We start from the raw sequence: 14,151 nt of genomic DNA on the forward strand, positions 1-14,151 counted from the left end.
GAGCGGTCAGTTGACCGGGCCGGTGTACTTCTCGCCGGGTCCTTGGCCGATCGGGTCAGGGATGACGGATGCCTCGCGGAAGGCGAGCTGCACCGAGCGCAGGCCGTCGCGGAGCGACCGTGCGTGCATGTCGCTGATCTCCGGGGCGCCCGCGGTGATGAGGCCGGCGAGGGCGTTGATGAGCTTTCGCGCTTCGTCGAGGTCCTTCTGCTGGTCGGGATCGTCGGCGAGTCCGACCTTCACCGCCGCAGCGCTCATGAGGTGGACGGCGGCCGTCGTGATGACCTCGACCGCCGGTACGTCGGCGATGTCGCGCGTGGCTGCGCGGGCGGCCTGCTCCTGCTCTTCCCACCGGGCCTGACGGGCCTCGTCGGTGTCGTTCGGGCGGGGGGCGTCGGATGCCGTCGTGTCCACGTGCTGCTCTCTGCTAGACTTGGCGGGCACCGGAGTGTTCTGCTCCGGGTCGAAAGAGGATCACATCCCACCCGCGCTTGCCGCTCCAGGCTACCGGGTCACGCACTCCGCCCCGCACCACGGGGTAGCCCGCAAGGGATTCAGGGTGCTGGAACTGCACTGACCGACGCGTGCGTCGAGCTGGGTGGATGCGAACCTCTTCCGCCCGAGGCACAGCCATGTGCCCCGGGGCCGTCACCCGCATCGACACTAGGAGTTCCGCATCAGCGATCCCCGCACCAATGAGCGCATCCGCGTCCCCGAGGTCCGCCTCGTCGGGCCGAACGGAGAGCAGGTCGGCGTCGTCCGCATCGAAGTCGCTCAGCGTCTGGCTCAGGAGGCAGACCTCGACCTGGTCGAAGTCGCCCCCAACTCGAAGCCTCCCGTCGTCAAGATCATGGATTTCGGGAAGTTCAAGTACGAGACGGCGCAGAAGGCCAAAGAGGCCCGACGCAACCAGGCCAACACGGTCCTCAAGGAAGTCCGCTTCCGCCTGAAGATCGAGGCCCACGACTACACGACCAAGCTCAAGCGCGCCGAGGGCTTCCTCAAGGCGGGCGACAAGGTCAAGGCCATGATCCTGTTCCGTGGGCGTGAGCAGTCGCGTCCCGAGCAGGGTGTGCGTCTGCTGCGCAAGTTCGCCGAGGATGTCGCCGAGTTCGGCACCGTGGAATCCAACCCCACGATCGATGGACGCAACATGGTGATGGTCGTCGCACCGCACAAGAACAAGTCCGAGGTCAAGACGGAGCAGAACGCCCAGCGCGCAGCCAACAAGGAAGCCGCACGCCAGGCCCGCGCCACCGACACGGAACCCGCGCCCGCTCCCGCCGAGTAAGCGCCCCCAGACTCCCGCCCCGGCGGGAACCACAACGAAGGAAGAGACATGCCGAAGCAGAAGACCCACTCGGGCGCCAAGAAGCGCTTCAAGGTCACCGGAAGCGGAAAGATCAAGAAGCAGCAGGCGAACCTGCGCCACAACTTCGAGGGCAAGCCCACGAAGCGCACGCGCCGCCTGTCGGCCGACAAGATCCTGGCCCCCGGTGACGCGAAGGTCGCCAAGAAGCTCCTCGGCATCTGACGCCGACGCACGTAAGGAATCACTGAGAAATGGCTAGAGTCAAGCGGGCCGTCAACGCCCACAAGAAGCGTCGCGTCATCCTCGAGCGCGCCTCCGGTTACCGGGGTCAGCGTTCGCGTCTGTACCGCAAGGCGAAGGAGCAGGTCACCCACTCGCTCGTCTACGCGTACCGCGACCGTCGCAAGCGCAAGGGCGACTTCCGTCGTCTGTGGATCCAGCGCATCAACGCTGCGAGCCGTCAGAACGGCCTCACCTACAACCGCTTCATCCAGGGTCTGAACCTGGCCGGCGTCCAGGTCGACCGTCGCATGCTCGCCGAGCTGGCCGTCAACGAGCCCGCCGTCTTCACCTCGCTCGTCGAGACCGCGAAGAAGGCGCTGCCCGCCGACGTCAACGCTCCCAAGGCGTAACACCTGCGAGTCCGAGAAGGGCGTCCTCCCACGGGAGGGCGCCCTTCCGTCGTATCCGGCGTCGGATCAATACACTGAGAACGTGCTCGAGAACCCCCGTTCCCCGCGTGTGCGCGCGGTCGCCAAGCTGTCCAAGCGCAGCGCCCGTCAGGAGACCGGGCTGTTCCTGCTCGAGGGGCCGCAGGCGGCACGCGAGGTGCTGGCCTTCCGACCCGACACGCTGGTCGAACTGTTCGCCACGCCGAGCGCCATGGAGAAGCATCAGGACGTCCGTGACGCGGCTCGCGATGCGGGGCAGGAGGTCGTGTTCACGACCGAGGCGGTGCTCGATGCGATGGCCGACACGGTCACTCCGCAGGGGATCGTGGCGGTCGCCCGGCAGTCGCCGACTGCGGCCAAAGACGTCTTCGCCGAGTCGCCGCGGCTGATCGTCATTTGTGAAGAAGTGCGCGACCCCGGCAACCTCGGCACCATCATCCGCGCGGCCGATGCGGCGGGTGCGGATGCCGTGGTGCTCACGGGCCGGACCGTCGATCCCTACAACCCGAAGGTCGTCCGGGCGACGACAGGGTCGCTGTTCCACCTGCCGATCGTCGTCGGCGCCGACCTCGCCGAGACGGTCGACCGTGCGCGCAAGACCGGACTCCGCGTGATCGCAGCGGATGTCGGCGGTGATGACTTCCTCGCCCACCGCGCGGTGCTCGCGGAGCCGACAGCATGGCTGTTCGGCAACGAGGCGCGGGGACTCGACGACGAGGCGCTCGCGCGCGTCGACCTGTCGCTGCGGCTGCCGATCTACGGCGCAGCCGAGTCGCTGAACCTCGCCACGGCGGCCAGCGTCTGCCTGTACGAAAGCGCCTTCGCGCAGCGCACCGTGGACTGACCGAACTGTTCCGCGCCTGTTACAGATCGGTAAAGGCGCGGTCAAGGTCCTGGGTGCGAGCGTATGAGCGCACCTAGGGTGAACCCATGACGAGTCCCGATCAGGGTTCGGCGCCGAAGACGTCGAACATCAATGTGCGCCGCGGCGAGCCGCTCGTGGTCGTCGAGAACGTGCAGAAGCACTACGGCGACTTCCACGCCCTCAAAGACATCCAGCTGACGGTCGGTCGCGGTGAGGTCGTCGTGGTCATCGGCCCCTCGGGGTCGGGTAAGTCGACGCTCTGCCGCACGATCAACCGGCTCGAGACCATCACGAGCGGATCGATCTCGATCGACGGCAAGGAATTGCCCAAAGAAGGCAAGGCGCTCGCGGCGCTCCGTGCCGACGTCGGCATGGTGTTCCAGTCGTTCAACCTCTTCGCACACCTCACGATCCTCGAGAACGTGACCCTCGGGCCGATCAAGGTCAAGGGCATGAAGAAGGCCGAGGCCGACAAGCTCGCCAAAGAGCTGCTCGACCGTGTCGGCGTCGGGCATCAGGCCGCGAAGCTGCCGGCACAGCTCTCGGGCGGTCAGCAGCAGCGTGTGGCGATCGCCCGCGCGCTCGCGATGAAGCCGAAGGTCATGCTCTTCGATGAGCCCACCAGCGCGCTTGACCCCGAGATGATCAACGAGGTGCTCGACGTCATGGTCGGCCTCGCGCAGGAGGGGATGACGATGATCGTCGTCACCCACGAGATGGGCTTCGCCCGCAAGGCGGCCGATCGCGTCGTCTTCATGGCCGACGGGCAGATCGTCGAGGAAGCGACGCCCGAAGAGTTCTTCAACAACCCGAAGAGCGACCGCGCCAAGGACTTCCTCTCGAAGCTCCTCACCCACTAAGACGTCCGCGCCTTGCACCGGCGCGGTCACACCCAGAGATACGAAACCAGGAGGATCTCATGCGCAAGATGCGTATCGGCGGAGCGCTCGCAGGAATCGCGATCGCGGCTCTCGCTCTCACCGCCTGCAACAGCGGCAGCCCGACCAGCCCCGGCACGGGCGGTGACGGCGACACCGACGGAGACACCGATTCCGGCGCCATGTGGGAGGTCGCAACCGACGTCGCCCTCGAGGGCAGCCCCACGTTCGACGCCATCACGGAGCGTGACGGCGTGATCGTCGGCGTCAAGGAGGACCAGCCCGGTCTCGGCTACCTCGACGCGACGACAGGGGAGCGTTCAGGCTTCGACGTCGACATCGCCCGTTGGATCGCAGCCTCGCTCGGCTACGACGCAGACAAGATCGAATACAAGGCGATCGCCTCGGCGAACCGCGAGCAGGCGATCGTGAACGGTGATGTCGACTACTACGTCGGCACGTACTCGATCACCGATTCGCGCAAGGAACAGATCGACTTTGCGGGCCCCTACTTCCTCACCGGACAGGGGCTGCTCGTCGCTGCCGACAGCGAGATCACGGGCGAGGACGACCTGAGCGCCGACACGACGGTGTGCTCCGCGACCGGATCGACCCCGATCCAGAACATCAAGTCGAACTACCCCGACGTGCCGACTGAGGAGTTCGACCTGTACTCCGCGTGCGTCGATGCGCTCATCAACGGCACCGTCGACGCGGTCACGACCGACCAGGCGATCCTGATCGGTTACGCCGCGCAGTACCCCGACGAGATCAAGGTCGTCGGTGAACCCTTCAGCGAGGAGCGTTACGGCGTGGGTCTCGCCAAGGGTGACGACGCGCTCCGTGCGCACATCAACGACCTCTTCACGGAGGGCGGCGACACGTGGCAGGCGATCTTCGACGCCAACCTCGGCGAGTCGGGCATCACGGTCGAGCAGCCCGCGGTGGACGCGTACTGATCGACCACTGACCACATGAATCCAGGGTGGGGGCGCCCGCGCCCCCACCCTGAATCACCCAAGGAGACGATGTGGGCGTCATCACCGAAAACCTCGACCTGTGGGGCGAGGCACTCGGCAACACGTTGCTGCTGTTCTTCGCCGGGGGCGCCATCGCGCTGATCCTCGGAACGATCGTCGGAGCGATGCGGGTCTCACCTATACCGGTGGCGCGAGCATTCGGCACGCTCTACGTCAACACGATCCGCAACACCCCGTTGACACTCGTCTTCTTCTTCTTCGCCTTCGGCTACCCGCAGTTGGGGTTGCCGAGTCCGGGCTTCACGGTGCTCGGCATCTGGGCGCTCGGCATCTACACGGCCACCTATGTCGCAGAGGTCATCCGCGCGGGCATCAATACGGTCCCTGTCGGTCAGGCCGAAGCGGCGCGGGCGATCGGCCTGTCCTTCGGTCAGGTCATGACGCTCGTGGTCATGCCGCAGGCCTTCCGGTCGGTCGTGCCTCCCATGATGAGCGTGTTCATCGCCCTGCTGAAGAACACCACCGTCGCCGCCGGCTTCTCGGTGGCGGAACTCGGAGTCATCCGCGCGAACCTGAGCGAGCGGGGCGAGAACGCGCTCGTCGTGCTCCTGTGGGTCGCGCTCGTCTTCGTCGTCCTGGTCCTGCTGCTGAGTTGGCTGCAACGACACCTCGAGAACAAGTGGAGGATCGCGCGATGACTTCCGTCCTGTACGACGTGCCCGGACCCCGGGCGATCCTCCGCAACCGCATCCTGGGCGTCGCGACGATCCTCGTGGTCGCCGCAGTCCTCGCCTTCATCGTCTACCGGTTCGCCGTGACGGGGCAGTTCTCCGCAGAGAAGTGGTACATCTTCACGTTCAGCAACGTCTGGATGGGCATTCTGCGCGCCCTCGGCAACACCCTCGCGGCCTTCGGGCTCGCCGCGATCGGTTCGCTCGCCGTCGGGTTCATCCTCGCGATCGGGCGCCTCTCCGACCACGCGTGGGTCCGCGTCCCCGTCGCATGGATCACCGAGGTGTTCCGCGCCGTCCCGGTGCTCGTGTTCATGATGCTCATGTACTACGGTCTGCCCACGGTCGGGGTGCGCATGGAGCCGTATTGGGCGGTGGTGATCGCACTCGTGGCGTACAACGGCTCGGTGCTCGCCGAGGCGCTGCGTGCTGGCATCGAATCGCTGCCGCGCGGCCAGAAGGAAGCAGGCTACGCGATCGGTCTCCGCAAGAGCGGCGTGATGCGACTCGTGCTGCTCCCGCAGGCCGTGCGCGCGATGCTCCCGGTGATCGTCGCTCAGCTCGTGGTCACGCTGAAGGACACCGCGCTCGGCTTCATCATCACTTACCCCGAACTGCTCTACTTCGCCAAGCAGCTCACATCGCAGCCGGGCCGCCCAATTCTGCAGTCGGGCATCGTCATCGGCGCGATCTACATCGCGATGTGTCTGTTGTTGTCGTGGCTCGCGAGAACCCTCGAGCGGCGGCTGCGACGTTCGCCGCGCGGCGGCGATGCCGCCGGCGGAGGCGCGGCGATGGTCGACCCCCTGCACCACCCGGTCGCACCCGGCACCGACACCGAACTCATCGCGGCGCAGAAAGGCGCCGGCAAGTTCAACATCGGAAACACCTGATTGACGCGCCACCGGCGGGCCGAACGCGCGCCCGCCGGTAGACTCGTCTCTCGTGTCCGACGCACCCCAGATCACACCCGAAGCGGTCGAGTCCGCTGTCGCGGCGGCGCTGGGCGCCATCGCCGCGGCCGCCGACACCGCCGCGCTGAAAGCCGCGCGTGCGGCGCACACCGCCGAAGGCTCGCCGCTGGCCCAGCTGAACGCGCAGATGCGCCACGTGCCGAACGACCAGAAGGCCGCATTCGGCAAGCTGGTCGGCGGGGCCCGCGGGCAGGTGAACCAGGCGCTCGCCGCCCGAGAGGACGAGCTCGCCGAGGCCGAGACGGCGGCGCAGCTCGAAGCCGAGCGCGTCGACATCACCGCGCTCGCACCGCGCGCACGCGTGGGCGCGCGGCATCCCATCTCGCTCCTGCAGGAGGAGATCGCCGATCTGTTCGTCGGCATGGGGTGGGAGATCGCCGAAGGCCCCGAGCTCGAGCACGAGTGGTTCAACTTCGATGCGCTCAACTTCGACGTCGACCACCCGGCGCGACAGATGCAGGACACCTTCTTCGTCGATCCCGTCTCGAGGCATCTGCTGCTGCGCACGCACACCAGCCCCGTGCAGGTGCGTTCGATGCTCGAGCGACACGACGCCCTCGTGAACGAGGGGCGCGGCATCTACGTGCTGTGCCCGGGACGCGTGTTCCGCACCGATGAGTTCGACGCGACCCACCTGCCTGCCTTCACCCAGTTCGAGGGCCTCGTGATCGACAAGGGCATCACGATGGCGAATCTCAAGGGCACGCTCGACCACGCCGCGAAGGTGCTGTTCGGTGCCGAGGCGAAGACGCGGTTCCGCACGAACTACTTCCCCTTCACCGAGCCGTCAGCTGAGCTCGACCTGTGGCACCCGACCTTCAAGGGCGGGGCGCGCTGGATCGAGTGGGGCGGATGCGGCATGGTCAACCCCAACGTGCTGCGCGCGGCGGGGATCGATCCGGAGGTCTACTCCGGGTTCGCGTTCGGAATGGGCATCGAGCGCACGCTCATGTTCCGCTCCGACGTGCAGGACATGCGTGACATGGCCGAGGGCGATGTCCGTTTCAGCGAGCAGTTCGGAATGGTGGTCTGATGCGCGTCCCGCTTTCGTGGCTGCGTGAATACGTCGACGTCCCCGCGGCGACCACGCCGGAGGACGTCCTCGCGGCGCTCGTCGAGGTCGGCTTCGAAGAAGAGGACGTGCACGGGTTCGACCTGACAGGTCCCATCGTGGTCGGCCGGGTCGTCGAGTTCACGCCCGAGCCGCAGTCCAACGGCAAGACCATCCGCTGGTGCCAGGTCGACGTCGGTGAGGCGAACGGCGGTATCCGCGGCATCGTATGCGGTGCCGGCAACTTCTTCGAGGGCGACAAGGTCGTGGTGACCCTGCCCGGCGCTGTGCTGCCCGGTCCGTTCCCGATCGCGGCACGCAAGACGTACGGGCATGTCTCCGACGGCATGATCGCCTCGGCGAAGGAGCTCGGGCTCGGCGACGAGCACAGCGGCATCCTGCGGCTGGTCCAGCTCGGCCTCGACCCCGAGGTGGGCGTCGACGCGATCGCGCTGCTCGGACTCGATGACGTCGCCGTCGACGTGAACGTCACACCCGACCGCGGCTACGCGATGAGTGTGCGCGGCATCGCCCGCGAGTACGGTCACGCCACCGGAGCGACCTTCCGCGATCCCGCCGAGCGGGACTGGGCAGACGTCGAGCCCGGCAACGGCTTTCCCGTTGCCGTCGACGATCGTGCACCCATCCGCGGCAAGGTCGGCGCGTCCGAGTTCGTCGCCCGAATCGTGCGCGGTGTCGACCCGTCCCGTCCGACACCGCCCTGGATGGTCGCGCGGCTCACGCTCGCCGGCATCCGCTCGCTCGGTGTGCTCATCGACATCACCAACTACGTGATGCTCGAACTGGGCAACCCGATCCACGGCTACGACCTCGATCAGCTCGCCGGCGGCATCACCGTCCGTCGCGCGGACGAGGGCGAGAAGCTCACGACGCTCGACGGCAAGGAGCGCACCCTGTCGGGTGAGGACCTGCTGATCACCGACGAGTCCGGACCGATCGGGCTGGCCGGTGTCATGGGTGGCGGCACGACCGAGATGACCGATGCCACCCGCAACGTCCTCATCGAAGCGGCCATCTTCGACACCGTCTCGATCGCGCGCACCGCCCGCCGTCACAAGCTGCCCAGCGAGGCGTCGCGTCGCTTCGAGCGTGGCGTCGACCCGCTCATCCCGTTCGTGGCAGCGCGCCGCGTCGCCGACCTCATGGTCGCCCACGCCGGCGGCACCCTCGATCAGGAGGTCGGCGGTGCCCTGTTCGGCGAGGTGTTCCTCGCCGAGATCGCGTTGCCCAAGGCGTTCGTGCCGCAGCTGATCGGTGTCGATTACACGGATGCCGAGATCACCGGCGCGCTCGAGACGATCGGCTGCGAGGTCTCCGACGCGGGGGACACGTGGAGCGTCATCCCGCCGTCGTGGCGACCCGACCTCACCGACAAGTGGACGCTCGCCGAAGAGGTCGCCCGCATCCACGGGCTCGACCGCATCCCCTCCATCGTCCCGACCCCGCCATCCGGGCGCGGGTTGACGGCGTTGCAGAAGGGGCGTCGCCGCGTCGCGAACGCGCTGGCAGCGGCCGGCTACGTCGAGACGCCGTCGTTCCCGTTCACGACTGAGGCGACCAACGACCTGCACGCATCGGCGTCCGGGGAGCACCTGCCCTCGGTCAAGCTCGCGAACCCACTGGACGGGCAGGCGCCGTTCCTGCGTCGCACGCTCGTTCCCGGCCTCATGCAGGTCGCGCACCGCAACGTGTCACGCGGCTTCACCGACCTCGCCCTGTTCGAAACCGGGATCGTCTTCCGCCCGGAGCCGGGAGTGGTCTACGGCACCGAGACGGTTCCGCCGCTCGCCGAGCGTCCCGACGACGCGACGCTCGCGCACCTGAACGCGTCGCTGCCGCCGCAGCCGCGGCACGTCGCGGTGCTGCTGTCCGGCAACGCCGTGGCGAAGGCTCCCGGCAACGCGGCCACGGCGTTCGAACTGGCCGACGCGCTCGGCGCCGTCCAGACCATCGCGACCGCAGCCGGGGTCCGCATCGACGTCGCGCAGGGGCAGCGCGCAGCGCTGCACCCCGGCCGCACCGGCGTCCTGTCGGTCGGCGACGTCGAGGTCGGCTACGTCGGCGAACTGCTGCCCGCGGTGGCCGCCGAGGCCGACCTGCCGGGTCGGGTGTACGTCGCAGAACTCGATCTCGACGGCATCCTCTCCCTCGCGGGCGACCCCGAGGCCGCAGCGTCGCTCACGACGTTCCCCGCAGCGACGCAGGATGTGTCGCTGGTCGTGGATGCCGCAGTCTCAGCCGCCGCTGTGCGCACCGCACTCGTGGACGGTGCCGGTCCACTGCTCGAATCGCTCCGTCTTGTCGACGACTATCGCGGGGCGGGACTGCCGGAGGGCTCGAAGAGCCTCACGTTCGCGTTGCGCTTTCGCGCTGAGGACCGCACACTGACTGCGGCCGAGGCGTCTGAGGCGAAGCTCGCGGGGGTTGCGGTCGCGGCGGAGCGCTTCGGCGCCGCGATCCGCGACTGAACCAGCACGAGATCAGACTCGCGGGGGAGGCGTGTCGCTCTGCCGCGCCCATAGGCTCGGAGCATGACCGATGCTCCGACGCCGCCCGCCCTCCATTGGGAGGGGTTGACCAAGCGGTTCGGTGAGAAGCTCGCCGTCGACACGCTCACCCTGGATGTGCCGCAAGGTTCGTTCTACGGCTTCGTCGGTCCGAACGGCGCCGGCAAGACGACGACCCTGTCCATGGCCACGGGACTTCTGCGCCCCGACGGCGGTCGCGCCTTCGTGCACGGTGTCGACGTGTGGGCCGAGCCGGTGCGTGCGAAGTCGATGATCGGCAATCTCGCCGACGGGGTGCGCTTGTTCGACCGACTCACCGGCGAGCAGCTGCTGACCTACACGGCGATGATGTTCGGCATCGCGCGCGATGAGATTGCCGGGCGCGTCGCCGACCTCATCGCGATGATGGATCTGCGTGAGGCTGCCGGAACGATGGTTGCGGACTATTCGGCCGGCATGACGAAGAAGACCGCGCTCGCCTGTGCGCTCGTGCACGCGCCGAGGGTGCTCGTGCTCGACGAGCCGTTCGAATCCGTCGATCCTGTCTCGGCCGCGAACATCGAGGACGTGCTCCGCGGCTACACCACGGCCGGCGGCACCGTCATCGTCTCGAGCCACTCGATGGATCTCGTGCAGCGCATGTGCGACCACGTCGCCGTCATCGCTGCGGGGCGGGTGCTCGCGGCCGGCACGATCGACCAGGTGCGTGACGGACAGACCCTGCAGGACCGATTCGTCTCCCTCGTGGGCGGGCGTCACGCGACGGAGGGGCCGCAGTGGTTGCGACCGTCCTGAGGCTGCGATACCGCGCACTCGCGAACACCCTGCTGCGCAACCCGTGGCAGTTGGTCGGCTTTTGCGCCGGCGTGCTGTGGGCCATCAGTATCCTGGTCCTCGTGGCGACGGGGCTCGTGGCCGCAGCGCTGCTGCAGGGTGCGGAGACGGCACGCCTCATCGTCGTCGTGGGTGGGGCGGTGCTCACGCTCGGCTGGGTGGTCGGGCCCATCGTCGTCGCCGGCATGGAATCGACCGTCGACGCGGAACGTCTCGCACCGTTTCCGCTCACCCGCAGGCAGGTGCAGGTGGCGCTGGCCGCAGTCGGTCTGACGGGGGTTCCCGGTATCGTCACGACGCTCGTCGCGCTGATGACGGTGATCCTGTGGGTGCGGTGGCCTGCTGCGGCAGTCGTGGCAGTGCCGATGGCGTTGCTCGGCGTCGTGACCGCGGTCATCGCCGCGCGACTGACGACCACCCTCGCAACGGGGCTCGGCGGGAGCCGTCGCGGACGCGAACTCGTCGGCACACTGGTGCTCGCAGTGCTCATGCTGTCGGGGCCGATCGTGACAGGGCTGCTTGTGCTGCTCGACGCGGGCGGCGACCTCGGCACGAGGATGCAGACCGCGGCCGACGTGCTCGCCTGGACGCCCCTCGGCGCTGCCTGGTCGGTACCGGCCGACGTTGCGGCAGGCCTCTGGCTGCCGGCCGTCGCCCGCCTGGCGATCGCCATCGGCACCCCGATCATCCTCTGGCTGTTGTGGGCGCGCGCGCTCGAATTGTCGCGTTCCGCCGGGGCGGGGCGCGCGAGTCGCACGGTCGCCTCCGGTGCAGTCGGCTGGTTCGGGCGCATGCCGACGGGACCGGTCGGTGCAACATGGGCGCGCTCACTGACCGCGTGGCTGCGCGATCCGCGATACCTTCGGCAACTGCTGCTCGTCCCGCTGTTCCCGGTGCTGTTCCTGTTCACCTCCGGCACACAGGGGGCATTGTTCGCAGCCTCTGCGGTGCTGGTCGCGCTCGTGCTGGCGATCGCGTGCTACACCGACATCTCTTACGACGGCACCGCGTTCGCGTCGGTGCTGGCCACCGGCATCCGAGGCCGCGACGACCGACTCGGCCGTGTGCTGGGCGCCGCCTGCCTCGGCGTACCGCTCGTCATCCTCGTCGCCGTCGTGACGGCTGCCGTGTCGGGCAGTGCGACCGCGACCCCTGCCGTGCTCGGGGCGGCCTTGAGCGTGCTGCTGGTCGGGTACGGCGTGTCAGCGGTCTCGTCGGCCCTCATCGTCTCGCCCGTGGCCGCGCCCGGTGACAGCCCGTTCAAGAGTGTGCCCGGACAGACGTTCGTGGGCAGTCTGCTGGTGTTCGTCGTGCTCGCCGCGATCGCGGTGGTCTCCTCGCCGGCGCTCGTCCTGTCGATCGTGTCGATCACGAGCGGTTCGGCCATGCTGGGGTGGACCGCGCTCGCCGTCGGCGTGGTGCTGGGCGGCGTGACCGTCGCAGTCGGGGTGCACGTGGGCGGTCGCACCCTGGATCGCACCGGACCGAGCCTGCTCGCACGCATCCGCGCGTTCCCGCGCTGACCCTGCCGCGTCAGCGGTAGCGTCGGCCTTCGTCGCGGCGGAACAGCCAGACGGCGAGGGCGCCGAGCACGATGATCCACGCGGCGATGCCGAGCACCGCCCACAACGGGATCTCGGTGCCGCTCGCGGCACCGACCACGATCTCTCGCGCCTGCCGGACGGGAAGGAACCGCGACGCGACGTCCAGCCAGTCGGGGAACATCATCGGCGGGAGGAACAGCCCGCCGCCGAACGCGAGGAGGAACATCGCGACCTGCTCCACCGCGATCGCGGCCTTCGCGCTCATCGTCGCGCCGATGATCGCTCCGATCAGCGCCGGAGTCGACATGGTCGTCTCGGGTGGTGTCGTCGTCCATGCAAAGTCGTTTGCGCTGCAAGCCAGCGGTCGTCAACCCCGATTCAGCGACGGCCCCAGTTCCATGCGGGGACGTCCATGAATCCCTGATCGACGACGCGTGTGCCGCCGAGATCGGGGGCGAGTTCGACACGGGCCGGCTCCGGCAGGGCGCCCACCAGCGGTGCTGCGTGACTGACGACGATGACCTGCGTCCGCTCGGCGGCCGCACGGATCAACTCCGCGAGTGCCGGCAGCAACGAGTGGTGCAGGCTCGATTCGGGCTCGTTGAGCACCAGCAGGGGAGCAGGGCGAGCCGGCAGGAGCGCCGCGCACAGCAACAGGAACCGCAGCGTGCCGTCCGACAATTCGGCCGTCTCCAGCGGGCGCAGCAAGCCACGCTGCCGCAGCTGCAGTCGGAACAGCCCGGCCTCGGCGGTCACGTCGACGCGGGCCCCGGGAAACGCGGCATCCACCGCTGCGTCGAGGGCGGCTCCGTGGCCTGCATCGACGATGGTCGCCCAGGTCGCTGCGAGATCATCGCCGGTGTGCGAAAGCACCCGGGTTCGCGTGCCGATCTGCGCACGACGCGCAGGGGCGTCAGGGTCCACGCGGAAGTGGTCGTAGAACCGCCACGCTCCCATAAGCCGTCGAAGGGCCAGCAGCTCGGGCGCGGTGTCGCCTTCGGCGAGGTCGGTGATGATGCTCTCGTAGGGCGCGAGCTGCTGTCGCAGGTCGATCCAGCCGCCGTCGCGCACGCGGGTGTTCTGCCGGGTCCGGTCGATCAGCAGGGTCGCGGGTTTGGCCACAGGGCCGGAGAACACCTGCTCCCGCTTGATCTCGGGGTCACGCGCGAAGGGGCTCGCCTGATCGACCTGCGGGATGCCCAGGTCGAGCAGGTAGCCGAGTTCATCCGACGCGAATCCGAGCTGCACGGCGACGGGCTTCTTGCGCACCGTGCCCTGCGTGCCGCCCTGCTCGGGGCCCGCCCAGAGCACCGACGGCAGTCCGCCTTCGCGCGCGACCGCACCGATCACCTCACCGCGCGCGGCCGAGGCCAGCAGCCGCAGGGCGCGGTACAGATTGGACTTGCCCGACCCGTTCGGGCCCGTGACGACCGTCAACTGCCCGAGCGGCACGATCACGTCACGCAGCGAGCGATACCCGGCGACGGCGAGTGTGGTGAGCATGCGACCATCCTGCCCGCCGGTGCCGACACCGGCTTCGTGCGCCGCGATTTGCGGCACGCGATCCGCGGCGCTACCGTCATGGCATGCCCTCGGCCGCGATCACCACCGTTCCCACGGTTCTCCGCGCGCGCCGACGTCGTCTGAGCACCCGCGGCCGCCGACGCTAGGCGACCCCCGCGAGCTCCCCGATTCTGCACGGAACCGGGTCGAGCCGCCGGAGTCGCCGTTGCCGTGCTCTGTCACCCGGATCGGGTGGCCCTGCTTCAGACAATAAGGTGGA

Annotated in this window: 15 protein-coding genes; 12 read left to right on the plus strand and 3 right to left on the minus strand. The window is 68.5% G+C overall.

Features of this window, described 5'->3' with window-relative positions; all coding sequences use genetic code 11:
• Positions 1–6: 6 nt before the first annotated feature.
• On the minus strand, positions 7–414 hold the full coding sequence (locus AC3ENX_RS10330) for a DUF1844 domain-containing protein (RefSeq protein WP_434811866.1): 408 nt from the start codon (positions 412–414) through the stop codon (positions 7–9).
• A gap of 262 nt (positions 415–676) precedes the next feature.
• Between AC3ENX_RS10330 and infC the strand changes: the two genes are divergently transcribed.
• The 12 genes from infC (at position 677) to AC3ENX_RS10390 (ending at position 12,347) form a co-directional block, all read left to right on the plus strand.
• Positions 677–1,291 (plus strand): translation initiation factor IF-3, encoded by a 615-nt coding sequence (infC, locus tag AC3ENX_RS10335; protein ID WP_434811867.1) that lies wholly within the window; start codon positions 677–679, stop codon positions 1,289–1,291.
• Between the two features lie 48 nt (positions 1,292–1,339).
• Positions 1,340–1,534 carry a 50S ribosomal protein L35 gene (gene rpmI / locus AC3ENX_RS10340; RefSeq protein ID WP_005048908.1) on the plus strand — a complete coding sequence of 65 codons (195 nt, stop codon included), beginning with the start codon at positions 1,340–1,342 and terminating at the stop codon, positions 1,532–1,534.
• 29 nt (positions 1,535–1,563) lie between these two features.
• Positions 1,564–1,944 (plus strand): 50S ribosomal protein L20, encoded by a 381-nt coding sequence (gene rplT, locus AC3ENX_RS10345; protein WP_434811801.1) that lies wholly within the window; start codon positions 1,564–1,566, stop codon positions 1,942–1,944.
• Positions 1,945–2,026: 82 nt separating this feature from the next.
• A complete protein-coding gene (locus AC3ENX_RS10350) occupies positions 2,027–2,827 on the plus strand; it encodes a TrmH family RNA methyltransferase (RefSeq protein WP_434811802.1) in 801 nt (266 codons plus the stop codon).
• 86 nt (positions 2,828–2,913) lie between these two features.
• Positions 2,914–3,708: an amino acid ABC transporter ATP-binding protein gene (locus tag AC3ENX_RS10355; RefSeq protein WP_434811803.1), complete on the plus strand. Its 795-nt coding sequence runs from the start codon at positions 2,914–2,916 to the stop codon at positions 3,706–3,708.
• A 59-nt stretch (positions 3,709–3,767) separates the two neighbouring features.
• Positions 3,768–4,685, plus strand: coding sequence for a glutamate ABC transporter substrate-binding protein (locus AC3ENX_RS10360; RefSeq protein ID WP_434811804.1), 918 nt, complete (start codon positions 3,768–3,770; stop codon positions 4,683–4,685).
• Positions 4,686–4,756: 71 nt separating this feature from the next.
• Positions 4,757–5,404: an amino acid ABC transporter permease gene (locus tag AC3ENX_RS10365; protein WP_434811805.1), complete on the plus strand. Its 648-nt coding sequence runs from the start codon at positions 4,757–4,759 to the stop codon at positions 5,402–5,404.
• The gene (locus AC3ENX_RS10370) at positions 5,401–6,330 is read left to right on the plus strand and encodes an amino acid ABC transporter permease (protein WP_434811806.1); all 930 of its coding nucleotides are present in this window, start codon (positions 5,401–5,403) and stop codon (positions 6,328–6,330) included. The genes AC3ENX_RS10365 and AC3ENX_RS10370 overlap by 4 nt, the downstream gene beginning before the upstream one ends.
• 52 nt (positions 6,331–6,382) lie before the next feature.
• Positions 6,383–7,444, plus strand: a complete 1,062-nt coding sequence (pheS, locus tag AC3ENX_RS10375; protein ID WP_434811807.1) for a phenylalanine--tRNA ligase subunit alpha — start codon at positions 6,383–6,385, stop codon at positions 7,442–7,444.
• Positions 7,444–9,951, plus strand: a complete 2,508-nt coding sequence (gene pheT, locus AC3ENX_RS10380; RefSeq protein ID WP_434811808.1) for a phenylalanine--tRNA ligase subunit beta — start codon at positions 7,444–7,446, stop codon at positions 9,949–9,951. Before pheS ends, pheT begins: the two co-directional genes overlap by 1 nt.
• A gap of 63 nt (positions 9,952–10,014) precedes the next feature.
• A complete protein-coding gene (locus AC3ENX_RS10385; protein ID WP_434811809.1) occupies positions 10,015–10,785 on the plus strand; it encodes an ABC transporter ATP-binding protein in 771 nt (256 codons plus the stop codon).
• Positions 10,767–12,347: a hypothetical protein gene (locus AC3ENX_RS10390; RefSeq protein WP_434811810.1), complete on the plus strand. Its 1,581-nt coding sequence runs from the start codon at positions 10,767–10,769 to the stop codon at positions 12,345–12,347. Before AC3ENX_RS10385 ends, AC3ENX_RS10390 begins: the two co-directional genes overlap by 19 nt.
• 10 nt (positions 12,348–12,357) lie before the next feature.
• Here the strand turns inward: AC3ENX_RS10390 and AC3ENX_RS10395 are convergent, their stop codons facing one another.
• On the minus strand, positions 12,358–12,675 hold the full coding sequence (locus AC3ENX_RS10395) for a hypothetical protein (RefSeq protein ID WP_434811811.1): 318 nt from the start codon (positions 12,673–12,675) through the stop codon (positions 12,358–12,360).
• A gap of 71 nt (positions 12,676–12,746) precedes the next feature.
• Positions 12,747–13,871, minus strand: coding sequence for an AAA family ATPase (locus tag AC3ENX_RS10400; protein WP_434811812.1), 1,125 nt, complete (start codon positions 13,869–13,871; stop codon positions 12,747–12,749).
• Positions 13,872–14,151 lie beyond the last annotated feature (280 nt).

This window comes from Microbacterium sp. bgisy189 (assembly GCF_057707225.1).

Excerpts from the sequence above, each read along its gene's own strand:
- rpmI (WP_005048908.1), top strand. The coding sequence starts at position 1,340 with ATGCCGAAGCAGAAGACCCACTCGGGCGCCAAGAAGCGCTTCAAGGTC.
- rplT (WP_434811801.1), top strand. The coding sequence starts at position 1,564 with ATGGCTAGAGTCAAGCGGGCCGTCAACGCCCACAAGAAGCGTCGCGTC.
- AC3ENX_RS10355 (WP_434811803.1), top strand. The coding sequence starts at position 2,914 with ATGACGAGTCCCGATCAGGGTTCGGCGCCGAAGACGTCGAACATCAAT.
- AC3ENX_RS10360 (WP_434811804.1), top strand. The coding sequence starts at position 3,768 with ATGCGCAAGATGCGTATCGGCGGAGCGCTCGCAGGAATCGCGATCGCG.
- AC3ENX_RS10370 (WP_434811806.1), top strand. The coding sequence starts at position 5,401 with ATGACTTCCGTCCTGTACGACGTGCCCGGACCCCGGGCGATCCTCCGC.
- pheT (WP_434811808.1), top strand. The coding sequence starts at position 7,444 with ATGCGCGTCCCGCTTTCGTGGCTGCGTGAATACGTCGACGTCCCCGCG.
- AC3ENX_RS10385 (WP_434811809.1), top strand. The coding sequence starts at position 10,015 with ATGACCGATGCTCCGACGCCGCCCGCCCTCCATTGGGAGGGGTTGACC.
- AC3ENX_RS10395 (WP_434811811.1), bottom strand. The coding sequence starts at position 12,675 with ATGTCGACTCCGGCGCTGATCGGAGCGATCATCGGCGCGACGATGAGC.
- AC3ENX_RS10400 (WP_434811812.1), bottom strand. The coding sequence starts at position 13,871 with ATGCTCACCACACTCGCCGTCGCCGGGTATCGCTCGCTGCGTGACGTG.